The 22,524-nt window shown below is 59.1% G+C and carries 22 protein-coding genes; 8 read left to right on the forward strand and 14 right to left on the reverse strand.

The window, feature by feature from the left end:
• Window positions 1–88 precede the first annotated feature (88 nt).
• The 5 genes from IEW73_RS08835 to IEW73_RS08855 all read left to right on the forward strand — a co-directional run bounded on the left by IEW73_RS08835 (window position 89) and on the right by IEW73_RS08855 (window position 5,838).
• Window positions 89–787, forward strand: a complete 699-nt coding sequence (locus tag IEW73_RS08835; RefSeq protein ID WP_188673491.1) for an enoyl-CoA hydratase-related protein — start codon at window positions 89–91, stop codon at window positions 785–787.
• A gap of 120 nt (window positions 788–907) precedes the next feature.
• Window positions 908–2,035 (forward strand): amidohydrolase, encoded by a 1,128-nt coding sequence (locus IEW73_RS08840; protein ID WP_241012331.1) that lies wholly within the window; start codon window positions 908–910, stop codon window positions 2,033–2,035.
• Window positions 2,036–2,096: 61 nt separating this feature from the next.
• Window positions 2,097–3,158, forward strand: coding sequence for an iron ABC transporter substrate-binding protein (locus IEW73_RS08845; protein ID WP_188673496.1), 1,062 nt, complete (start codon window positions 2,097–2,099; stop codon window positions 3,156–3,158).
• A 44-nt stretch (window positions 3,159–3,202) separates the two neighbouring features.
• Complete coding sequence (locus IEW73_RS08850) at window positions 3,203–4,765, forward strand: ABC transporter permease (RefSeq protein ID WP_229675880.1); 1,563 nt, start codon at window positions 3,203–3,205, stop codon at window positions 4,763–4,765.
• Complete coding sequence (locus IEW73_RS08855; protein WP_188673499.1) at window positions 4,762–5,838, forward strand: ABC transporter ATP-binding protein; 1,077 nt, start codon at window positions 4,762–4,764, stop codon at window positions 5,836–5,838. Before IEW73_RS08850 ends, IEW73_RS08855 begins: the two co-directional genes overlap by 4 nt.
• Here the strand turns inward: IEW73_RS08855 and IEW73_RS08860 are convergent.
• Window positions 5,835–6,305 carry a gamma-glutamylcyclotransferase family protein gene (locus tag IEW73_RS08860; protein ID WP_188673502.1) on the reverse strand — a complete coding sequence of 157 codons (471 nt, stop codon included), beginning with the start codon at window positions 6,303–6,305 and terminating at the stop codon, window positions 5,835–5,837. The genes IEW73_RS08855 and IEW73_RS08860 overlap by 4 nt on opposite strands.
• Window positions 6,306–6,448: 143 nt before the next feature.
• Here IEW73_RS08860 and IEW73_RS08865 point away from each other — a divergent pair, with 143 nt between their 5' ends.
• Entirely contained in the window at window positions 6,449–7,852 is a 1,404-nt protein-coding gene (locus IEW73_RS08865) for an NAD(P)H-quinone dehydrogenase (protein ID WP_188673504.1), read from the forward strand.
• Window positions 7,853–7,866: 14 nt separating this feature from the next.
• Here the strand turns inward: IEW73_RS08865 and glpK are convergent, their stop codons facing one another.
• Window positions 7,867–9,381 (reverse strand): glycerol kinase GlpK, encoded by a 1,515-nt coding sequence (gene glpK, locus IEW73_RS08870; protein WP_188674934.1) that lies wholly within the window; start codon window positions 9,379–9,381, stop codon window positions 7,867–7,869.
• 114 nt (window positions 9,382–9,495) lie between these two features.
• Here glpK and glpD point away from each other — a divergent pair, with 114 nt between their 5' ends.
• Window positions 9,496–11,208 (forward strand): glycerol-3-phosphate dehydrogenase, encoded by a 1,713-nt coding sequence (gene glpD, locus IEW73_RS08875; RefSeq protein ID WP_372433588.1) that lies wholly within the window; start codon window positions 9,496–9,498, stop codon window positions 11,206–11,208.
• A 13-nt stretch (window positions 11,209–11,221) separates the two neighbouring features.
• On the opposite strand, the gene IEW73_RS08880 is transcribed toward glpD, so the two are convergent.
• From IEW73_RS08880 to IEW73_RS08935, 12 genes are all read right to left on the reverse strand, one after another.
• Window positions 11,222–12,517 (reverse strand): alpha/beta fold hydrolase, encoded by a 1,296-nt coding sequence (locus IEW73_RS08880; RefSeq protein ID WP_229675881.1) that lies wholly within the window; start codon window positions 12,515–12,517, stop codon window positions 11,222–11,224.
• Window positions 12,518–12,569: 52 nt separating this feature from the next.
• On the reverse strand, window positions 12,570–13,232 hold the full coding sequence (locus IEW73_RS08885; protein WP_188673508.1) for a hypothetical protein: 663 nt from the start codon (window positions 13,230–13,232) through the stop codon (window positions 12,570–12,572).
• A 31-nt stretch (window positions 13,233–13,263) separates the two neighbouring features.
• Window positions 13,264–13,695, reverse strand: a complete 432-nt coding sequence (locus tag IEW73_RS08890) for a VanZ family protein (protein WP_188673510.1) — start codon at window positions 13,693–13,695, stop codon at window positions 13,264–13,266.
• Window positions 13,696–13,698: 3 nt separating this feature from the next.
• The gene (locus IEW73_RS08895) at window positions 13,699–14,061 is read right to left on the reverse strand and encodes a GNAT family N-acetyltransferase (RefSeq protein ID WP_188673512.1); all 363 of its coding nucleotides are present in this window, start codon (window positions 14,059–14,061) and stop codon (window positions 13,699–13,701) included.
• Between the two features lie 26 nt (window positions 14,062–14,087).
• Window positions 14,088–14,495, reverse strand: coding sequence for a DUF1707 SHOCT-like domain-containing protein (locus IEW73_RS08900; protein ID WP_188673513.1), 408 nt, complete (start codon window positions 14,493–14,495; stop codon window positions 14,088–14,090).
• Window positions 14,496–14,551: 56 nt separating this feature from the next.
• Complete coding sequence (locus IEW73_RS08905; protein ID WP_188673514.1) at window positions 14,552–16,330, reverse strand: acetyl-CoA carboxylase biotin carboxylase subunit; 1,779 nt, start codon at window positions 16,328–16,330, stop codon at window positions 14,552–14,554.
• Window positions 16,331–16,576: 246 nt separating this feature from the next.
• Window positions 16,577–16,996 (reverse strand): SufE family protein, encoded by a 420-nt coding sequence (locus tag IEW73_RS08910; RefSeq protein WP_188674939.1) that lies wholly within the window; start codon window positions 16,994–16,996, stop codon window positions 16,577–16,579.
• A gap of 5 nt (window positions 16,997–17,001) precedes the next feature.
• Window positions 17,002–17,898 (reverse strand): sulfurtransferase, encoded by an 897-nt coding sequence (locus tag IEW73_RS08915; RefSeq protein ID WP_188673516.1) that lies wholly within the window; start codon window positions 17,896–17,898, stop codon window positions 17,002–17,004.
• Between the two features lie 123 nt (window positions 17,899–18,021).
• A complete protein-coding gene (locus IEW73_RS08920) occupies window positions 18,022–18,927 on the reverse strand; it encodes a TroA family protein (protein WP_188673518.1) in 906 nt (301 codons plus the stop codon).
• A gap of 57 nt (window positions 18,928–18,984) precedes the next feature.
• Window positions 18,985–19,674 carry a Maf family protein gene (locus IEW73_RS08925; protein ID WP_229675882.1) on the reverse strand — a complete coding sequence of 230 codons (690 nt, stop codon included), beginning with the start codon at window positions 19,672–19,674 and terminating at the stop codon, window positions 18,985–18,987.
• Window positions 19,665–19,913: an acyl-CoA carboxylase epsilon subunit gene (locus tag IEW73_RS08930; RefSeq protein ID WP_188673521.1), complete on the reverse strand. Its 249-nt coding sequence runs from the start codon at window positions 19,911–19,913 to the stop codon at window positions 19,665–19,667. The genes IEW73_RS08925 and IEW73_RS08930 overlap by 10 nt, the downstream gene beginning before the upstream one ends.
• Window positions 19,910–21,571, reverse strand: coding sequence for an acyl-CoA carboxylase subunit beta (locus tag IEW73_RS08935; RefSeq protein ID WP_188673523.1), 1,662 nt, complete (start codon window positions 21,569–21,571; stop codon window positions 19,910–19,912). The genes IEW73_RS08930 and IEW73_RS08935 overlap by 4 nt, the downstream gene beginning before the upstream one ends.
• A 116-nt stretch (window positions 21,572–21,687) precedes the next feature.
• Here IEW73_RS08935 and IEW73_RS08940 point away from each other — a divergent pair, with 116 nt between their 5' ends.
• Window positions 21,688–22,524, forward strand: coding sequence for a biotin--[acetyl-CoA-carboxylase] ligase (locus IEW73_RS08940; protein ID WP_188673525.1), 837 nt, complete (start codon window positions 21,688–21,690; stop codon window positions 22,522–22,524).

A 22,524-nucleotide genomic window follows, 5' to 3' on the forward strand; every position in this document is an offset into this window, starting at 1 on the left:
GTCCCATTTATCAATGTTTCGCTTCAGTAGGCTGCTGCACATTCCGGTCGAGGTAACTCAACTATGTGCTGACGATTAAGCTCAGGGCATGCCATATCTGACACGCGACGGTGACGTATTTGTTCTCTACCTCGGAAACGAAGGGGAACAAGACAACGAAAATAGGTTCCATCCCGACTGGATGGACGCAGTGCATGCCTCCTTAGACGAGGTTGAAGCATCGGAAGGTCCTGCAGCGCTCGTGGTAGCGGCGACCGGCAAGTTCTTCAGCAACGGCCTGGATGTCGAATGGATCTTCGGCAATCTCGATAAGGTGCCCGAGTACCTTGACCGTTCGCACACCATTTTTTCGCGTCTCCTCACGTTCCCTATGCCCACGGTGTCAGCTATTCAGGGACACGCATTCGGGGCGGGCGCGATGTTGGCGATTTCCACCGATTTTCAGGTGATGCGCTCCGATCGGGGTTTTTACTGCCTTCCTGAGGTTGACCTATCCATGCCGTTTACTGTTGGCATGAATGCGTTGCTCAACTCTCGTTTGCCCAAGCAGACAGCTATTGAGGCGATGACCACTGGCCGCCGGTTCGGGGGAGAAGACGCGCTCAAGAGCGGGATCGTCCAGTCTGCAGTCCCAGGCGAGGACGTGCTAGCTACGGCAGTGAGCCGGGTGGCGAACAACGCGAGCAAACGTGGGCCCAACCTTGCTGGGATCAAACGCAGCATTCATGGTGATTTGCTCGCTGCGTTGGCTGTAAAAACCCGCGACACCCCGTTCTCGTTTGGGTAACAGCCAGCACTGTGCTGAGAGATCTATTCAGGTTCTAAACTATGAGGCCCTGGCCGAGGAGGAGCGCACGACGCCGTGTGGGATCTAATTGAGCGCTGGATAGTGCAACACCGCGACGACATGGTTGCGTGGCGACGCGAGTTGCATCAGTTCCCGGAGTTGGCGCGGGCTGAGACTAGGACGACGGCGTTTATTGAACGCAAGCTGGTCGAAGCGGGACTTAGGCCACGTCGGTTCCCCGGCGGTACCGGATTGCTGCTCGATCTTGGCCCTGCAGACGAGAACGGTCGACGGCTCACATTGCGGGCCGACATTGACGCGTTGCCGATGCAGGAACTCAACGATGTTCCCTACGCGTCGACGGTGCCGGGCGTCTCGCATATGTGTGGCCACGATGTGCACGCCACGATATTGCTGTGTGCAGCGTTGGCGTTAGGCTCGTTGCCTGAGCTTCCGCACGGTGTTCGGTGCATCTTCCAGCCAGCGGAAGAAGTGATGCCAGGCGGTGCGTTGGACGTTATTGCTTCTGGTGCGATGGAAGGCGTCTCGCGAATCTTTGCGCTTCATTGTGACCCTCGTTTAGAGGTGGGCAAGGTTGGGATTCGGACGGGTCCGGTTACTTCGGCTGCAGACTTTGTCGAGATTGTCTTCTACTCCGCTGGTGGTCACACGTCGAGACCGCATTTGACGTCCGATTTGGTGTACGCAATGGGTGCTGTGATTACCGCTGTGCCTGGTTTGTTGACGCGCCGCGTGGACCCTCGCACGTCAACTGTGATGGCGTGGGGCGCTGTGCATGCTGGGGATGCGGCGAATGCGATTCCGCGGGAAGGAATGCTGCGAGGCACGGTGCGCACTGGCGACCATGCGACGTGGTCGTTACTCGAACCTTTAGTGCGAGAAATTGTGTCGTCTGTGGTTAAGCCCACGGGTGTGGATTTCGAAATTCGTTACCGAAGGGGAGTGCCACCAGTCGTCAATGATGTGGTGTCGGCGCAAATGTTCCGCCACGCAATCGAGCGTATAGGGCCTGACGCTGTGGCTTCAACAGAGCAATCAGGTGGTGGTGAGGACTTTTCGTGGTACCTAGAGCATGCGCCTGGGGCCATGGCGCGCCTGGGTGTGTGGTCGGGCGTTGGCCCCCAGGTCGACTTGCATCAGGCGACATTCGACATTGACGAGCGTGCGATCGAACATGGCGTGCGGGTGCTGACTGGACTTGCCTTCGAAGCGAAACTTCATAAGTGAGCCTTACATCAGTTAGGGTAGCCTAGTCGTATTCGCCGCTTTTTGAATGTAAGGAGCCGAGGTGATCACTCGGAAGCGCTTTTTGACTGCACTCACCGCAGTCGCGCTCGCTGTCCCACTGGCTGCGTGCAGCTCAGATGAAACAACCGCCCCAGCCGCAGGAGGAGACACCGCAACTGCCTCCGAGACGCCAACACTGGTGATGTACTCCGGCCGTGGTGAAGACCTCGTAGACGCACTAGTTCCGCAACTCGAAGAACTAGCTGGCGTAAACCTTGAAGTTCGCTACGGAAACACCGCCGAACTTGCCGCCCAGATCCTTGAAGAGGGCGATCGCTCACCTGCTGACATCTACTTCTCACAGGATGCAGGAGCGCTCGGCGCAGTGGCCAGGGCTGGCCTCCTTGCGGAACTCGACGAGGACACCCTCAACCTCGTCCCTGAGGCATACCAAGCCAGCGACGGCACCTGGGTGTCAACCTCTGGTCGTGCACGCGTCATCGTGTTTAACAGCGAGGCTGTGGACGAAGCTGACGTGCCAGACACCATCGATGCATTGCTCGACCCAGAGTGGCGCGGCAAAATCGGATTCGCCCCCACCAACGCATCGTGGCAAGCATTCGTCACCGCACTTCGCGTATCTCGCGGTGAAGAAGGCGCACGCGAATGGCTCGAAGCATTCCGTGACAACGAGCCCGTACGGTACGAAAAAAACGGCGCGATCCTCACCGCCGTCGAAGAAGGCCAGGTCGAACTCGGCTTGATCAACCACTACTACTGGTACCGGCTTGCGGTTGACCAAGGCCTCGACAACATGCGGTCACAGTTGAAGTACCTCGCCCCAGGGGATGAAGGCGCTCTCGTCAACATCGCGGGTGCTGGCGTACTCGCAAGCTCTGAGAACCAGGAAGCGGCTCAACGAGTCGTACGTGCGATGCTGTCGCTGGAAGCGCAAGAGTACTTCCTCGACGAAACCTCGGAATACCCCCTGATTGACGGGTTGTCCGTATCTGAGCCTGGCCGTCCGCAACTTGACGAGCTCCAGGGTCCCGACATCGATTTGGCTGACCTCGAATCGCTGGAAGAGACTCAAGAACTCCTCACACAGGTGGGCTTGCTCTGATCGCTCTGCGCACAACCGCCAAGCGCGGCCGCCCACTAATTGGGTTGGCCGCGCTTGGTGTCGCTGCTCTCGCGGCAACGCCACTGCTATACCTTGTGATTCGCGCGTTTGAACGCGGCCCCGACGTTGTGTGGTCGGTGCTTATGCGTCCACGCACGTTCGAACTTTTTTGGCGCAGCTTCGGCCTCGCCATCACAGTGACCATTGCCTGCATCATCCTCGGCTCTGTCCTGGCTTGGATAGTGGTGCGGTCAGACTTGCCCGGCCGCAGGTGGCTTGGCATCGCATTCACCATCCCGTTGGCGATACCGTCCTATGTCCTCGGATTTATTTGGATCGCCGAACTTCCCCAATTCGCGGGCTTTCTCGGTGCGAGCATCGTTCTGACAATCGCTAGCTACCCGTATGTCTTTCTTCCTGTAGCCGCAGCCCTCGCCGCCGCAGACCCCGCGGGCGAAGAAGTTGCACAAACTCTCGGCCGGACCCGCTATCGAGCCCTTTTGTCCGTCACCACTCGCCAGGTGTGGCCCGCAGCGACCGCTGGTGGACTACTCGTTGCCCTCTACACATTGAGCGACTTTGGCGCCGTTGCGCTTATGCGTTTCGAAGCGTTCACCGTGGCGATTTACATGAGCTATCAGGGGTCGTTCGATCGGACTCCCGCAGCGATTTTGGGTATCGTTCTTGCCGCCGCAGCCATCTTGCTGACCATCGCTGAGCGCCGCGCGCGACGGGGATACGCTGCCCGTATCGCCCACGGCGCACCGCGGATTCCGCGACCATTTGTCCTCGGCGCAATGCGAATTCCTGCGTATCTTTTCTCGGCAGTGGTCATCACCGTCGGGGTGGTACTTCCTTTCGTTGCACTTGGTCGGTGGATGTACCGAGCGCAACAACTGTCCATCGACTGGGGGCGGGTTTTTGCTGCCACGTCATCAACATTGCAGGTTGCCGGAATTGCTGCTGTGGTGACGACACTGGCCGCGGTCCCCATTGGCATTTTTGCCGCCAGATCTCGCACTGTGGCCGCGCGCACGGCGGAATCGGTGGCCTACGTGGGTTTCGCCCTACCCGGTATTACCGTCGGCCTAGCAGTGGTGTTTCTCGGGATCCGAGTGTTACCGCAGTTCTATCAGCAGGCCCCCATGCTTGTGCTCGCCTATGTCGTGCTTTTCCTCCCACTTGCTGTTGGCGCAATTCGGTCATCGGTAGCGGCGATTCCTGAGTCGCTGGAAGATGTCTCAGCGACATTGGGGGAGCCCAAGTGGCGCACCAACTTGCGTGTCGTTCTTCCTCTCGCGCTACCTGGCGCTGCCGCAGGTGGGGCGCTAGTATTTCTCGCGGTGGCGAAGGAACTTCCAGCGACACTTATGCTTCGCCCGACCGCTGTCGACACACTTGCTACCAGGCTGTGGACCCATACATCCGAATTAGCGTACGGAGCCGCAGCGCCCTATGCTGTGGCGTTGATCCTCGTAGCGGCACTGCCAGCGGTGCTGCTCGGAAACGTAATGGGGTGGAAGTCCACCAATCCGAGTGTTGAGGTTAGTGGTGACGTGAACGACGAGAAGCAACCTGCGACAGCAGGCACGAAGGTCACACCATGACCGATAAACCACGCGGACTGACAGTCAAGAGCGTTACGGCATCGTACGGCCGACGCCAAGTGCTCAGCGACGTTACCTTTGACGTAAACGAAGGTGAACTCCTCGCTGTGCTGGGGCCTTCAGGGTGCGGAAAAACGACGCTCCTGCGGACAATCGCGGGTCTGCACAAAATCGACTCAGGGTTGGTGGCACTCGGGCACCGTACTGTCGCCAATGGCAATGGCACTCACATATCCCCGGAACGTCGACACGTTGGCCTCGTACCGCAAGAAGGTGCGTTGTTCCCGCATTTGAATGTTGCGCGAAACATTTCCTATGGGTTGCACTCCCGACTCGGTTCACGGTCGAGCAACATCGCTCGGCCGCAGCGCCGCGAAACTGTTGATTCACTGCTTGAACTCGTCGGTCTCCCCGGTATTGGGCATGTGAAACCTGCGCAACTCTCGGGCGGCCAACAGCAACGTGTTGCTCTCGCGCGTGCGCTCGCGCCGTCGCCCCAAGTTGTGCTGTTGGACGAACCTTTTAGTGCGCTCGATGCGGGCCTACGTGCGACATTGCGCGCTGATGTGCGGACACTTCTGTACGAACGCAACATGACATCGGTGCTTGTTACTCACGACCAAGACGAAGCTCTCGGTATGGCCGACCGCATTGTGGTGATGCTCGGTGGAAAGATCGCACAAATCGGCACTCCCGAAGAGGTTTACCACACCCCGGTATCGCTCGAAGTGGGCAACTTTGTCGGCGATTCCATCATTGTCGAGGCAGATGCGACCTCGTCGCCCGAAGGGTGGGCCCACACACCGCTTGGCCCGGTTCCGCTGATCGGTACACACACCACCGTGGGTAAAGTACTCATTAGGCCGGAGCAAGTCGATATTGCCCATGCCGTCGCAGACAGCGAATTCACCGTGACGAATGTGCGTTTCACGGGCCCTGCCACCATCGTTACTGTCAGCGATCCCACTGGAACAATTCGTATACGTTCCCTATGCCCGGGTGATCGGCAGTTCATTCATGGTGACAAGGCCGACGTTCACGTGAAGTCAGCGGTGCCGTTCTATCCGGCCTAGTCGAATGTTGGGCCCGGACCAACATTTTTGCTCGCACGCAACCGAAGAGAATGCACATAATCCGCTGGTGCACCGGCCTTTTCCGCAGCGTCCGACATAACGCCGATATACCGGGCCGACGGCAGTCCGCCTTCGTACGCATCGAGTACGTACAACCAGGCCAACACATAATCTTGGGCTGACGTATCCACTCGCACCCGGAGCTTGCGATGGATCCCCATTTCAGCACCTTCCCAGCGGTCGAGGTTGACCTCATCCTCAGGCGGTACGTCGTACAAAACAACAAACACCCGCGAACCGGGCTCCTCAACGACGGTGGCCAGTGCCCCTTCCCACCCAATGTCGTCCCCGCCGAAGGTCAAGCGCCACCCATTCAGCCATCCAGTTCCCGCCATCGGCGAATGAGGAGCGCGAGCAAGCATCTGTTCTGGGTCCATATTTGACCCATACGCGGCATACAAAGGCACAGCGAAACCCTACGTCTCTCTCGTCGTATGGCACATGACACTACTTATTCTCCCCGATACTGCCATCTGTGCGCACACAATCTGCAGCGAGGCTATAGCGTAGGAGCCGAAACGGCGCTTACCCAAGGCGGACGGAGGAACAAATGAACCGGATTGTGATCATTGGTGGAGGGCCCGCGGGCTACGAGGCCGCGCTAGTCGCAGCGCAACACAGCGCAGACGTCACCGTGGTCGATGCTGACGGAATTGGTGGCGCCTGTGTTCTGTATGACTGTGTGCCGTCCAAGACCTTCATCGCCTCTACAGGAATCCGATCCGACCTCCGCCGCGCTTCGGCGCTCGGCATCGAATTTGACCCAAAAAACGTCGGGGTCTCTGTTCCGCAAGTGCATGACCGTGTTAAGAGTCTCGCTCAGGCGCAGTCGTCAGACATTCGAGCCCGCCTTCAACGCGAGGGCGTTCGGCTTCTCAGCGGCGAAGGCAAACTTGTCGACACCGCCCACGGGCTTGCCACCCACAAGGTGCAAGCAAGCCTATTTAACGGTGAGGAACTCATCCTCGACGCCGAAGTCGTGCTCATAGCAACGGGTTCTGCACCGCGAATATTGCCGACAGCCCAACCTGACGGCGAGCGAATCTTGACGTGGCGGCACCTCTACGACCTAGAAGAACTCCCCGAACACCTCATCGTCGTTGGATCTGGTGTGACCGGGGTCGAATTTGTTAGTGCTTATACCGAACTCGGTGTCAAAGTCACTGTAGTCACCAGCCGGGACCGCGTCCTTCCCAGCGAAGACGCAGACGCAGCCATGGTGCTCGAAGAATCACTCGCTGAGCGCGGCGTGAGCCTGATTAAGCACGCTCGTGCCGACGCAGTTGAACGCACGGACGACGGCGTCACGGTGAAGATTCACGACGGTCGTACCGTGACAGGTAGCCACGCATTGATGACGGTAGGTTCTGTGCCCAACACTGGCACGTTGGGCCTCGAGAACGTCGGCATTGAAGTCAACAGCGGCGGCTACATCCAGGTCGACCGCGTATCTCGGACGACTGTGCCCGGCATCTATGCAGCAGGCGACTGTACAGGGCTCCTTCCCCTCGCTTCGGTTGCCGCGATGCAGGGGCGTATTGCGATGTATCACGCCCTCGGTGAAGGCGTGAACCCCATCAAACTCAAGACCGTTGCATCCGCGATTTTCACCCGCCCCGAGATCGCCACTGTTGGCGTCTCGCAGAACGCAATCGACGAGGGCCAAGTGCCCGCGCGCAGCGTGATGTTGCCGTTGAACACGAACCCCCGGGCGAAGATGATGGGGTTGCGACGCGGTTTCGTCAAGATTTTTTGCCGACCTGCAACTGGCGTGGTCATCGGCGGTGTCATCGTCGCCCCGGACGCCTCGGAATTGATCCTGCCCATCGCGATGGCAGTGCAAAACCATCTCAGCGTTGCCGATCTCGCATCGACGTTCTCTGTGTACCCGTCGCTTTCCGGGTCTATCAACGAAGCGGCGCGACAGCTGATGCGCCACGACGACCTCGACTAAGTTTGTCAACCCAGTTATTCGACCCAGTTGTATGTACGTTCGACCGCCTTGTTCCATTGCCCGTATAGGTGTTCACGGCGGTCGGCGTCCATTGCTGGTGTCCAAGTCTTATCGACGGCCCAGTTGGCCTGAATCTCGTCAAGACCGCTCCAGTACCCCACAGCGAGGCCAGCAGCGTATGCCGCACCGAGAGCGGTGGTTTCGCTCACCACGGGGCGGATCACAGGCACGTCGAGGATGTCGGCCTGAAATTGCATGAGCAGCTCGTTGGCCACCATTCCACCATCGACTTTGAGCGACGATAGCGTCACACCAGAGTCGGCCTGGGCAGCTTCAAGCACTTCCCGTGTTTGAAACGCGGTCGCTTCAAGCGCAGCGCGGGCAATATGGTGCTTGTTGTGGAAGCGGGTTAGGCCCACCAGTGCGCCGCGGGCATCAGGGCGCCACCGTGGGGCGAACAACCCGGAGAACGCTGGCACGAAATAAACACCACCGTTGTCTTTCGATCCGCGGGCGAGGGGCTCAATGTCGCAGGCATTTTGGATAATTCCGAGGTTGTCCCGCAACCATTGCACCAGGGAACCAGTGACGGCGATCGACCCCTCAAGCGCATACACGGCAGCGTCAGCGCCGATTTTGTAGCACACGGTCGTCAGAAGGCCGTGTTTGCTCTCGACTGGCTCTGTGCCCGTGTTTAGCAGTAAGAAGTTCCCAGTTCCGTAGGTGTTTTTTGCATCCCCAGGGCTAAGGCATGCTTGACCAAAAGTGGCTGCTTGTTGGTCACCGAGGATCCCCGCAATAGGAACGTCCTCAAGTCCCCGACGAGGACGCGAGGTTCCATATATTTCCGAAGAACTCCGGATCTCCGGCAACATCGACATCGGGATCCCAAAATCCGCACAGATTTCGGGGTCCCACTTCAATGTTCGGAGGTCCATGAGCATGGTGCGCGACGCGTTGGTCACATCGGTGACGTGAACCCCGCCCTGTGGGCCACCTGTGGCATTCCAGATCACCCACGTATCCATAGTGCCGAAACACAATTCGCCACGCTCAGCGCGATCGCGGGCGCCCTCAACATTGTCGAGAATCCAACGGATTTTCGGGCCGGAGAAGTATGTGGAAATAGGAAGCCCGGTGCGCCGCCGGTAGCGGTCCACACCGGCATCGCCCGCAAGTTCGCGGCACACACGCTCAGTGCGGGTGTCCTGCCACACAATCGCGTTATACAACGGCTGTCCCGTTGCTTTGTCCCACACAACGGTTGTTTCGCGCTGATTCGTGATGCCGATGGCGGAAATGGCACCCTTGGCGAGGTCAGCCTTTGCAACCGCACCGGCCACAACCTCTCTGACATTGGTCCAAATCTCCACTGGGTCGTGTTCAACCCAACCAGCTTCGGGAAAGATCTGACGGTGCTCCTTTTGCGCCGTCGACACGATCTGACCAGCGCGGTTGAAGAGGATGCATCGGCTTGACGTCGTTCCCTGGTCGATAGCCGCAATGAATGTCGATGCGTCGGTGGTCACGGTCACGTGTAGCTCCTGCAGATTCAGTCGTCAGTGTGACGCTCAAGCTACTAGCCTGGTGAACGCTGCGAAGCCTTTTAGGGGGTTGTGTTGAAACATCAGACGAAGACGCACATACTCGGCGCTGAGAATCGCGAGCGGGCGTGGAAAACTTTGACGACCCAAGAGTTTGACGTGCTGGTCATCGGAGGTGGCATTGTCGGCTGCGGAGCGGCATTGGACGCTGCGACGCGAGGCTTGAAAGTCGGGCTCGTGGAAGCGCGGGATCTAGCTTCGGGAACCTCTAGCCGGTCGTCGAAGATGTTCCACGGTGGATTGCGTTACCTGGAGCAGCTCGAGTTCGGGCTCGTGCGCGAAGCGCTCAAAGAACGCGAACTTGCCATGAGCAGGCTTGCGCCGCATCTCGTCAAACCCCTTGAGTTCTTGTTTCCGTTGACCAAGCGTTACTGGCAGCGCCCCTACGTGTCGGCCGGTATTTTCTTGTATGACCGGATGGGTGGTGCGAAGTCGGTACCAGCGCAGAAGCAACTCACCAGAGCTGGTGCGCTTCGCATGTCACCAGGCCTCAAACGGCGATCACTTATCGGTGGCATTCGCTACTTCGATACCGTCGTCGATGATGCCCGGCATACCGTCACAGTCGCTCGAACCGCTGCGCACTACGGTGCCGTTGTGCGCACATCAACCCAGGTTGTGGGGTTTCTGAAGGAAGCTGACCGGGTATCAGGCGTGGTGGTGCGGGATTCCGAAACCGGTGCTGTTGGGGAGGTCAAGGCGCAGGTTGTAGTGAACTGCGCAGGTGTGTGGACTGACGAACTTCAAAGCCTGTCAGGCCAGCGTGGGCGATTCAGGGTCCGAGCGTCCAAAGGTGTGCACATTGTGGTCCCGCGTGATCGCATTGTCAGTGAGTCTGCGATCATCCTGCGCACCGAAAAGTCTGTTCTTTTCGTCATTCCGTGGGGTCGCCACTGGATTATTGGAACAACAGACACAGACTGGAACCTTGATCTCGCGCACCCCGCCGCAACTCGGGCAGATATTGATTACATTCTCGCGCACGTCAACAAAGTGCTCGTTGCCCCATTGACCCCCGATGACATCACCGGCGTTTACGCTGGTTTGCGCCCATTGTTGGCGGGGGAGAGCGACAGCACTTCGAAACTGTCGCGGGAGCACGCGGTAGCGCAGGTCGCACCGGGGCTCATTTCCATCGCGGGTGGCAAATACACCACCTACCGGGTCATGGCAGCCGATGCCATCGAGGCGGCGTCACAGTTTATTGTCGCCCGTGTAGCACCGTCGATCACTGAGCGGGTGCCACTGCTTGGGGCCGATGGGTATCACGCGCTCGTCAACCAAACAGACCATGTGGGCGCCGAGTACGGTGTGCATCCCTACCGGGTGCGGCACTTGTTGGACCGCTATGGCTCGATGGTGCATGAGGTTTTGTCTTTTGCGGACGGCAAGCCGGAACTTCTCTCCCCGGTCGATGCAGCGCCCGACTACCTCAAAGTGGAGGTTGTTTACGCTGCGGCAGCAGAGGCAGCAATGCACCTTGAGGATGTTCTGGTGCGGCGCACCAGAATCTCCATCGAATACGCGCACCGCGGAGTGGACTGCGCCCAGCAAGTTGCGGAACTCATCGCACCCGTTCTGGGGTGGGATGAAGCAACGTTGGACCGTGAGGTGGCGTTGTACCTCGCTCGGGTTTCCGCTGAAGTGGAATCGCAACGTCAACCCGACGACGAGTCGGCTGATGCCTTGCGCGCGGCCGCACCAGAGTCACGAACCCGCTTGCTCGAACCGGTGACGGACTTCGCGCGCTAGCACGTTAAGGGCGCTAGCAGGTTGAGGGGGCTGGTCGGTCGGCGAAACGGTCGTTGATGAATTCGATCGACTCGACGACACCGAGCAGGTACGGCAGGCCATGGTTAACAGCTAGCCCCGGAAGTATTGCTGGAAGTGGGTTTTCTGTCAGTGCCACTGTCGCTCCGCGTGCACACCAATCTGCAGCAAGAGTGCGCACCTGGACCGCCGGAATGATGTCGTCGTCCGTACCTATCTGAACCAGAACAGGTATCTCAGGTTGAACCTTGCCGAGCTGTTGTGTGGCAATGATGGATTGCACTTCAGGGAGCTCGTCGAGAACATCTGACAGAGGGCGGCCACTCGTGGTGAAAGTGCTTGTCTGCTGGAACCCGTAGGTCAGCGCGGTTTCGCCGACGCATTGCGCTGCCACGTCCCGAAGCATCTGCTTTCCGCGATCGTTGAGTTCGGCGTCGAGGAGGGGCTCAATCTCGGGATACACGTGACGGAAACCGTTGATGGCGTAACCGATCGCGCCAGTTAGGATGCTGCCGTCGATTCTGCGCAGAACCTCCTTGAGGTCCGATGGTGGTGCCCCGGCGAAGGCGCCCTTGATATCAAGCTCGGGCGCATACGTAGGGTGCAATTCGGCGGCAGCTGCGGTTGCGGAGCCGCCTTGTGAGTACCCCCACAATGCGATCGGACCATCATTGCCGATCCTGGTTCCCGGAAGTTTTTGTGCCGCGCGTGCAGCATCGAGAACAGCGTTTCCTTGGGCGACGCGGTTGACATACGTGTGGACGCCGGGGGTGCCGAGCCCCTGGTAGTCCGTCATCACAACGGCGATCCCTTGGGACAGCATCGCCACCATAAAAGGAAGCTCGTATTCGCCTCGAATGTCGAGCGGCGGATCGTATTGCACGAGTTGACTTAGAAGCTTCGACGGTGCGCATTGGTTGCCTTGCCCCTGCGTGCCTGGAGCCATGCTGACGAGTGGGCGTTCACCGGGCCCGTTCCACGGGACTGTCGGATCAAGGTAGGTGCCGGTGACCGCGATGGGGTTCCCAAGGGGGTCCGTGCTCTGGTACATCAGCCGAGTCGCCGCGGCTGGGAGCGGCCCATCGTCGGTGGGAATTTGGAGCAACAGGGGCAGCGGTTCCGCCTTGAGGACGGTGCCGGGCACCACCGAGGCGAGTGGTGTCGGCGGCGCGTAAAAGCCACCGGTTTGCGCAGCAGCGGGGGAGATGCCTGTGACGCCCAAAATGGCGGCGGCGGCTGCAGCAAGAATTGTTACGCGATGGCGACGACGTTGAGACCTTTTCCTCAGCACGAATGAAGTGTATGTGACGTGTGACTAATGCCACAGATGCGGGGTGCTAAAGCTAGATCTTGCTAATCGCAAACTTCATGTAGCCGGGGTAGCGAAGCGGGTTAAGGGGATTTCTCTTGCGCTGTAGCTCCATGGCGCGAACGTGTTGCAGGCGCGCAAGCGAATCGCGGTTCCGAGATCGACGAGGAACGATGCTTGAGGACTTCGTTTCCTTGCCAACTTCGTTGAGACAATCCCGGGCCGCATTGAGGCGACGGCGTACTCGCCGATCCCGGACTGTGCGAGCTAGGATCTGCAATTCTTCCTGCACAGCACGAAGTATCTCTGCGTCATTGGTCGTCAGAATTGGTGGCTCAGGTTCTGGCGTAGGTTTCGGGGTGAGTGAATGCGACGCATGCGCGATGGCTTTTCGCGCGGGTGTTAGCGCCCCTTTGGCTGTCTTGCCGATATGCCCCGGCATTGACGCGAGCTGGCCTGGCATCGACGCCAGTTGCCCCGGCATTGACGCTAGGTGTCCGGGCACTGATGCGAGTGATCGAAATGGGTCAGATACCAGGCCGGAGTGGTGTGCATCAAGAGCTAAGGGTGCGGTTGCGGCGGTTGCACCATTGGTGCTGCTACCTCGAACCGACGGAAAAGGTATGCGGCGACGGGCACGGGAACTTCGCGGGGTCGGTTCCGGTGGCCCCTGGTCGGTGTTGCGTGCGTTGCTCACGATGACTAGCCTACCGGTTTTCTCCGACTTTTTATGGCCTGAGGCGGGGGTTGCAGTGTGATGTTGTCCGCGCTGAATGGTTATCGGCATCGCCTAGAGTCGGAGCGCGTTTCGGTCGAAAAGCGAAGTGGTGCAACAAGATTCCGGCCAACGCGCCTACAACGTCCGCAACTACGTCCCATGGATCGGCCGTACGCCCGAACGGCATGAGCCCCTGCGCTATCTCCGATATCACAGCGAACACCCCAAGCCAGACAGTGCTGGCAACAATCCCGATTCGAGCTAGCCGAGACGTGAAACCAAGTGCTGCGAACATGACCGCATGAACGACCTTGTCGATATGCGGTATCGCCACCGAAGACTCGGACGCTGGCGAAAACAGCATGATGCAGACAACGACGAATGTCAGGGCAAGGGGCAGCGCGCGCATGATTTGACCGGCATCAACCTTCGAGATCCGCATGCGTTACGCGCGAGGGCGGTTTGCGGCATGGTGCACGACAAACCCGAGCCCACCAGATATGAAGCGCTCCACGGCCCCGTACGCCTCCACCACGGCTGCGTTGTGGCCTGACAGGCACCAGGCCGACAGTTCAGCTGTGTTGCCATCTGGAACTGCGGTAACTTCCCCCAACATTTCACCCGTGCTCGGTTCGCACACTGCCCACGTGAATCGCTGTTCGGACGCCCACCCAGCGGCACATTCCTGCACGTATAAAGACGGTTCGGCAATTCCGTGCGCAGTCAAAGTTGGTGAGTCGTCAACACGCTCATCTGAGCGCAGTGCGCGGAGATACCACTGGCCTGCATTGATTTCCACTGGTTCCATGCGTCACGACGTTACCGGCATTGGCCTTAATCATCGTCATCGTCATCGTCGCCGGAGTACAGGACGATCGCGGTGACAGGAATGAGGAGGAAGAACATCCAATGACCAACAGTTATGAATAAGAACAGGGCGGCAAAAGGCGTGAGCGCCATGATGGTGTCGCGGGGGATACGTTGCCGGAACGGCACAGGTGCGCTTGGCGAAGCACTGGCGGCGGGCAGTGGAGAGCCTGCTGGGGATTGCGATGCGGGTAGCGGTGGCAAGTCGGAGAACAAGGCGTCGAGTTCGCTTCGGGTCAACGCCACTGTGGCACGCGCGGTTCTGTCGTCAAACTCGAGCAGCGTCAATCTGCCCGCAGTGAAGTGCTCGTTAAGTGCGTGAAGGGCACGCTGACGCTCAGCGTGCCCGACTCTGATATCTGGTTCGTCCCCCATGCCCACTATGGTAAAACGCTTTCGCTACGTTGGCATGGGGGACTGATCACAACTTGTTACTTAAGTTCGAGAAGAACCGTCCCTTGTGTCACTGCGGTACCGGCATTGACCTCTAGCCCAGTAACGATTCCGGACTTGTGCGCGGTAACCGGGTTTTCCATCTTCATTGCTTCAAGGACGACCACAAGTTCGCCCTCTTGAACTTCCTGACCCTCTTCGACTGCAACCTTCACGACGGTGCCCTGCATTGGCGCTACGACCGCGTCGCCTGAGGCGCCTGCTCCACCAGCCGCACCACGCGCGCGGGACTTCGGCTTCTTCTTCGGCCCGCCGCCATTTGAGGCAACGCTGAAGTCTCCAGGAAGGGAGACTTCGAGGCGTTTGCCGTCGACCTCTACGACAAGTTTCTGACGCGGAGTTGCTTCGTCTTCGGGTGCTTCCGGGATGCCGTGAGGTTCGACAGTGTTGTCCCACTCGGTTTCAATCCACCGGGTGTGCACGTCAAAGCTGGTGCCGTCGCCCACAAACGCTGCATCTTCCACAACCTTGCGGTGGAACGGGATAACCGTAGCCATGCCTTCGACTACAAACTCCGCGAGGGCGCGGCGCGACCGCTCCAGCGCTTCCTGACGGGTTGCGCCAGTGACGATAAGTTTCGCCAGCATGGAGTCGAACTGACCGCCGATAATGCTGCCATTTTCCACACCCGAGTCCACGCGAACGCCAGGACCTGATGGTGTGTCATACCGCGTGATGGAGCCCGGTGCGGGTAGGAAGTTCCGTCCAGCATCTTCACCGTTGATGCGGAACTCGAACGAGTGACCCCGTGGTTTGGGGTCTTCCTTAAGGTCGAGTACCTGACCCTCTGCGATGCGGAACTGCTCGCGTACGAGGTCGATCCCCGACGTTTCTTCCGTTACGGGGTGTTCCACCTGCAGTCGAGTGTTGACTTCGAGGAACGAAATCAGGCCATCTTGGCCCACAAGGTATTCGACGGTACCTGCACCGTGGTAGTTCGCTTCGCGACAGATCGCTTTCGCTGATGTGTGGATTTCTTCGCGTTGCGCGTCTGACAAGAACGGAGCTGGTGCTTCTTCAACAAGTTTCTGGAATCGGCGCTGCAGCGAGCAGTCACGAGTACCGACGACAACCACATTGCCGTGCTTATCTGCAAGAACCTGGGCTTCAACGTGGCGAGGCTTGTCGAGGTATCGCTCAACGAAGCATTCGCCGCGACCAAACGCGGACACTGCCTCACGAGTGGCGGACTCAAAAAGTTCAGGTACTTCTTCGAGTGTGCGGGCGACCTTCATCCCGCGGCCACCGCCACCAAAAGCGGCCTTAATAGCAATCGGCAGACCAAATTCTTCGGCGAAGGCAACGACTTCGTCCGCGTTGGCAGCAGGCTCCTTAGTCCCAGGAACAAGCGGAGCGCCTGCTCGCGTGGCGATGTGGCGTGCTGTCACCTTGTCACCGAGGTCGTGAATGGACTGCGGATCGGGACCAATCCAAATGATCCCCGCATCTATGACAGCCTGCGCGAAAGCGCCATTCTCGGACAGAAAGCCGTAACCGGGATGAATCGCATCTGCCCCGGACTTCCGAGCCGCGTCAATGACCTTGTCGAACACAAGGTATGACTCAGCGGACGTGTTGCCGCCTAGCGCGAAGGCTTCGTCGGCAAGCCTGACAAAGGGTGCGTTTGCATCCGGTTCGGCGTACACGGCGACACTCGCGATGCCCGCATCTCGTGCCGCCCGGATCACCCTAACCGCTATCTCGCCACGGTTGGCAACGAGCACTTTGGTGATGCGTGCAGTCGTCTCGCTGGGCACTGAGCCTCCTGGTTTCAACGTGGTTGCTCGACGGGGAGCCTGGGCAGTGCACAAGGCACGTGCGCAAGCCTCGCTGAACAACGAACTGAGGTTGCGTCGGTGAAGAGTCTATGCAAACGACGCCGTCACATGTGAACCGGCTGTCAATCTTGACAGAACTCGTCACCAATCACTCTCGCAGAGAGTGACGTGGTTGTTGGTGATTGACGCGACAGAAAATGAGGACAATTGCTGTCGCATGTCACACTAGGTCGCCTGTTGCAGGCGCCGCTTGACTCTCGTGAGCATGGCCGACATGCCTCGCAGGCGCAAAGGACTCACGATCGATTCAAGGCCAAGGTTGAGGTAAAAATCATCCGGGACCGCCAAGATTTCGTCCGCACTAAGCCCATTCAGCCCCTGGTGGAGTATCGATGCGAAGCCTCGTGTTGTTGGCGCCTCCGGAGGTGCGCTGAAATGCAAGACCACGTGGTCGCGCCGAGAAGCGTCGACAGCCAAGAAGAGTGGAGACTGGCACTCGGGTACCGGTTCCATTGCAGCTTCCTCGAGTTCAGCGGGAAGTTCTGGAAGTTCCCTGCTGAACTCGAGAAGTAGCTGAATCTTTTCCTCACCCTGCATTGCTTGGAAGTCGTCGATGATTTCCTGAAGGGGCGGAGGTGGAGTCATTGCACTCATGCGCGTGTCGGTGCCTGTCCTGGTTCGTCGCCTTTCACGATGGGGACACGGACCGTGTTACCCCATTCGGTCCACGAACCGTCGTAATTGCGGACGTTGGAGAACCCCAGCAGGTACGTCAGCACAAACCAGGTGTGGCTTGAGCGTTCGCCAATTCGGCAGTAGACGATGGTGTCTTCGGTCGGTTCGAAGTCTCCGTAGACTTCTTCCAGTTGCTTCCTAGACTTGAATCGACTGTCAGTGGCGGCTGCTTTGGCCCAAGGAATGCTCACAGCGGTGGGGATGTGACCGCCGCGGAGCGCGCCCTCTTCCGGGTAGTCCGGCATATGTGTGCGTTCACCCGTGTATTCCATCGGGGAACGGACATCGATGAGGGGCCCAGTGCCGAGGTGGTCGAGCACGTGGTCGCGGTAGGCGCGGATCTTTGTGTCGTCGCGCTGAACCACCGGATAGTCGGTGGGCGCAAAGCGGGGTACGTCGAAGCTCGTGTCGCGTTCTTCAGCGATCCACGCGTCACGACCACCATCGAGCAGTCGAACGTCTGGGTGGCCGAACAGGGTGAAAACCCACATCGCGTAGGCCGCCCACCAGTTCGATTTATCGCCGTAGATCACAACTGTGTCGTCGCGGCTTATTCCCTTACGACGCATGAGGTCAGCGAATTGCTCGCCGTTGATGTAATCACGGGTGACCGGGTCGTTGAGGTCGAGGTGCCAGTCGATCTTGAGTGCCCCTGGAACGTGTCCGATATCGTACACAAGCACGTCTTCGTCAGACTCGACGATCCTGAGCCCAGGGCGGCCGATGTTCGACGCTAGCCATTCTGTGGAGACGAGTCGATCGGGGTGGGCGAACTCAGCGAAAGCTGGATTGGCGTCAGGAGGTACAGGCACAGTGTCAACTCCTTAGGGGTGCCCGCGGAAAAGCTGTCACGTCAACGCTAGCTGTTCTTGGCGATTCCGGCGACGACCTAGCGGTAAAGGCGCTGCGCAAGCCGCACCGTTTGGTGCTCAGAATCACAAACGGTAGAGGCGGTCGAAGAGATCGAGGACTTCAATGGCGGTATAGACGGAGCCGTAGGTTATGTCCCCGCTGATGATCACTTTGCCTTCTTGGACGGCGGGAAGTTCTCCGAAGAACGAGTCGGCGGTGAGAGCATCAATGTCTATGTTGGGGTCTTCGGTGATGACGAGCAACCGGGTCGCATCGTTAAGTAGCGGAGCCTGTTCCTCGGTCAGTATGTCGTCTGGGCTATCGGTAAATCGAACAACAGGAGCATTGAGGTCGGCGACGACAGCACCCGGAAGGCTTAAGGGGTGGCTGAGATCGCCTACCGCGCCAGGCGCACGAAGGTCGACGATGGCGATGCGCTCGCCAGAATCGTCGCTTAAGTGCCGGTTGCGCACCCGATCGGCGCGGTCATCGTATCGTGCGATGGCGGTGGCTGCTAGTTCCGAACGGCCTAGCCAATCCGCAATTCCAGTTAAGTTCACGTCCCACTGAACGCCCGGGTCGACTGGGATGACTGGTGCCACAGTGTTGAGGTCGGGGGCCATCCAGTGTGGGTCGTCGATGTTTGTGGCGATGATCAGGTCGGTATCGAGTCGAATCAATTCCACGAGGTCCACCGGGGAGCGCAAGGTCTCTGGGTTGCCCCGCAGCGGAACCCATGGGCGCACCATACGGGAAGTGATACCCGCTACGGGAAGGTCAAGCGCCAACGCGATTTCAAGATCTTGTCGACTGTCGATTGCAACCACACGCTCGGGCGATGTTGGTACCGCGTATGTCCCGAGCGGTGTGACGATGGACCGCGTGTCGGCAGTTTGACCGTCGGTGGGCTCTGATGAGCCACAGGCGGCCGCCGCAAAGGCCACGGATGCGGCGAGAAACACTGCGATGCTGTGTCGGCCGAAATGCACAACTGACTCCAAAAATAGTGGGTGTGTGACGCTCCTCCGGGAAACGTGTGCGGGAGGTCAGAGCTGAGCTGGACTTGGAGAGTCCCGCCATAATTCAGCGACACTCAGCCCCACCTCATGCAGGAGAGTGCGAACGAGGGGAAGCCCGATTCCAATCACCGACGATGGATCACCTTCGATGCGGTCGACAAACCACCCGCCGAGACTGTCAAGGGTGAAAGCTCCAGCGACGTGAAGCGGTTCCTCGGTAGCGAGATACGCTTCGAGATCCTGCTCACTCGGTTCGCTGAAGTGAACCGTGGTCGTGCTGCATCCCACTGCTTCCCCAACGATGGTGCCGTCTTGGATTCGCACAACACAGTGCCCAGTAAGTAGATCGCCACTGCGGCCCATCATGGTTTTCCATCGCTCCCGCGTCACGTCCGGGGTGAGTGGCTTGCCCTGAAGGTCGCCGTCGATATGAAGCATCGAGTCGCACCCCACCACGACGCAATTGAGCACATCGTTCGCACCGGCCCAACACACTCCGTCCAGGCTGGGGGTGATGTCATTGGCCACAGAGTGCGCTTTTGCTTGGGCAAGCCGCACCACCACTTGTTCTGGGGTGGCGGACCCGCCCATGCTGGCAGTAATTGCATCTTCGTCTACTCCTGATACCCGCACGATCGGTTCGATACCGGCAGACCGGAGGACCGCGAGTCGTGCGGGTGAGGCAGAGGCGAGCACTAAACGAGTTGCTACTGCCACATCCGGCCGTTCACGTATGCGCGAGGTGGCAGCGGTGGATTGACGCGCAGGTTTTCGCCCAGTTTGCCCCATAGTTCACGGGGACGTGGGTCATAGGGCGTCTGGTGTGCATTCGCTGCCGCGGCACTGGCGAGGACCGCGACGACAGCCGCGAGCTCTTCCGGGTTGGGGTTGCCGCGTTCAACGACGAGGAATGGGGCAGGCGCAGTGTTGTCTGCATCGCTTTCTGTGGCGCTCACAGTGGAATGTTCCCATGCTTCTTGGGGGGCAGGTTCACAACTTTGCGTTCAAGCAATCGCAATGCTGTGGATACGTGCCAGCGTGTGTGAGATGGCGGAATGACTGCGTCGAGGTACCCACGTTCAGCCGCCATATAGGGGTTAACCAGCGTGTCTTCGTATTCCTGCTGCAACTGCAAGCGAAGCGCGTCGACATCTTCACCGTTCTTTGCCGCTTCGAGAAGTTTGCGTCGGTATACGAAGCCGACGGCGCCGGAGGCTCCCATGACCGCGATCTGCGCTGTTGGCCAAGCGATGTTGACGTCGGCGCCCATGTGCTTGGATCCCATGACGTCATACGCTCCGCCGTAAGCCTTACGAGTGATGACGGTGATCTTGCCAACCGTTGCTTCGCCGTAGGCATAGAGCAATTTGGCGCCGCGACGGATGATGCCGTTGAACTCCTGGTCGGTTCCGGGCAGGAACCCGGGTACATCGACAAGTGTGAGGATCGGGACATTGAACGCGTCGCAAGTGCGTACGAATCGAGCGGCCTTCTCAGACGCTGCGATGTCGAGAGTTCCAGCGAATTGCGTGGGCTGGTTTGCCACGATTCCGACGCTCCGGCCCTCCACACGGGCGAAGCCGCACAGGATGTTCATTGCCCGTTGTGCTTGAACTTCGAGGAATTCGCCGTCGTCCACAATGCGGGAGATGACGTCGTGCATGTCGTAAGGCTGGTTCGGTGAATCGGGAATGATCGTGTCGAGTTCAAGGTCTTCTGCAGTGAGCGAGTCCTCAGCGCTGCCGGAAATTGGCGACTCGGCTGGGAAGCGTGGTGCTTCACCGCGGTTATTGCTGGGGAGGAAGCTCAGCAATTCCTTGACGTACTCAAGGGCGTCAGTCTCATCGTTTGCTACATAGTGCGCCACGCCGGATTTCACCATGTGGGTATGCGCGCCGCCCAGTTCCTCCATGGTGACTTCTTCGCCCGTGACGGTCTTGATGACGTCGGGGCCCGTGACGAACATCTGTGAGGTCTTGTCCACCATGACGACGAAGTCGGTGAGTGCAGGCGAATACACGTGACCGCCCGCGGCGGGCCCCATGATCAGCGAAATCTGGGGGATGACGCCGGAAGCCAGCACGTTTCGGTGGAAAATCTGCCCGTACAGGCCAAGCGAGACCACGCCTTCCTGAATGCGGGCACCTGCGCCTTCGTTGACACCAATAAGGGGGCGTCCTGTTTTGATCGCGAGGTCCATTACCTTGACGATTTTCTCGCCATACACCTCGCCGAGGCTGCCGCCGAAAACAGCGGCGTCCTGGCTAAATATGCACACTTCGCGGCCGTCGATAGTGCCGTAACCGGTGATGACACCATCGCCGAGCGGGCGGTTGTCTGCCAGGCCGAAATTGGTAGATCGGTGCCGGGCAAGCGCATCGAGTTCGACGAATGATCCTTCGTCGAGAAGCAAGTTGATGCGTTCTCGCGCGGTGAACTTGCCTTTGTCGTGCACTTTTTGCACGGCAGCTTCGCCGACGGGCATCTTGGCTTCGTCGAGGCGTCGCTGTAGGTCGGCAAGTTTGCCTGCGGTGGTGTGAATATCGGCTGCCGCGTCCGACGCTCCCGTCGGCGCGTCGGTTGAGGTTCGCTCGGGCTCGGTGACACTGGTCATGGCGGGAGTGTATCGAGAAAGTGGTGCTTCGCGTTGATGCAGGGCCTCCAAAACTAGTGGACGATACCTAAGCGATATAGCTATTGCAGGAAATCGTGCGCCGTAGGGTCGTACCCATGACGACGCAACCTGGAGTCCCGATGGATGTGGAACGGATCCGTTCGGAGCTACTTTCTCAGCCCCACCGTCCCCTGTGGCGAACTGTCGACTTGGTTGATGAAACAGGTTCGACCAACGCTGATCTACTTGCGCGGGCGCGTGGTGGTACATCCGAAGCTGTGCTGTTCGCCGAAAACCAAACATCGGGCCGTGGGCGGCATGATCGCACGTGGCTCACGCCGCCGGGGTATTCGTTGATCACGTCAGTTGTGGTGACAGCGCATTCGGTGACACCGGACAAACTTGGTTGGATTCCGCTCATTACCGGGGTGTCGTTGGCGACTTCGCTGCGCAGAGTGGCGGGCGTCGATGCGGTCTTGAAGTGGCCCAACGATGTGATGGTGGGGGAGCGAAAAATCGCGGGTGTACTCGCGGAAATCGCGTCAGTGCCAGGTTCGCCGCGGGTGGTCATCGGGTTCGGTATCAATGTCGCACATGCCGAGTCGGAGCTACCTGTGCCACACGCGACGTCACTGTTCGTCGAAACCGGGCGAGCCATTGATCGAAATGTACTGGCAGTGGACGTGCTTACGCAGTTGAGTGCTGACTTGACAGGGTGGTTAGCCGCGAGCGGTGCGACGGCAGATGTTGGTCGTCGGTACCGGGCGTTGTGCGGCACACTTGGGCGCAGAGTGTCCGTCGAGCTACCGAACGACACCGTCACCGGTGTGGCGGAATCCGTGGACGACGTGGGGTGTCTGCGCATCCGTCGTACTGGTCAGGAAAACCAACCAGGTGGGGGCGTTCTCACAGTGTCTGCAGGTGACGTCACGCATCTTCGCGGGGCACAATAG

The sequence above is a fragment of the Hoyosella rhizosphaerae genome (assembly GCF_014643175.1).
In the GTDB taxonomy this organism is placed as follows: domain Bacteria; phylum Actinomycetota; class Actinomycetes; order Mycobacteriales; family Mycobacteriaceae; genus Lolliginicoccus; species Lolliginicoccus rhizosphaerae.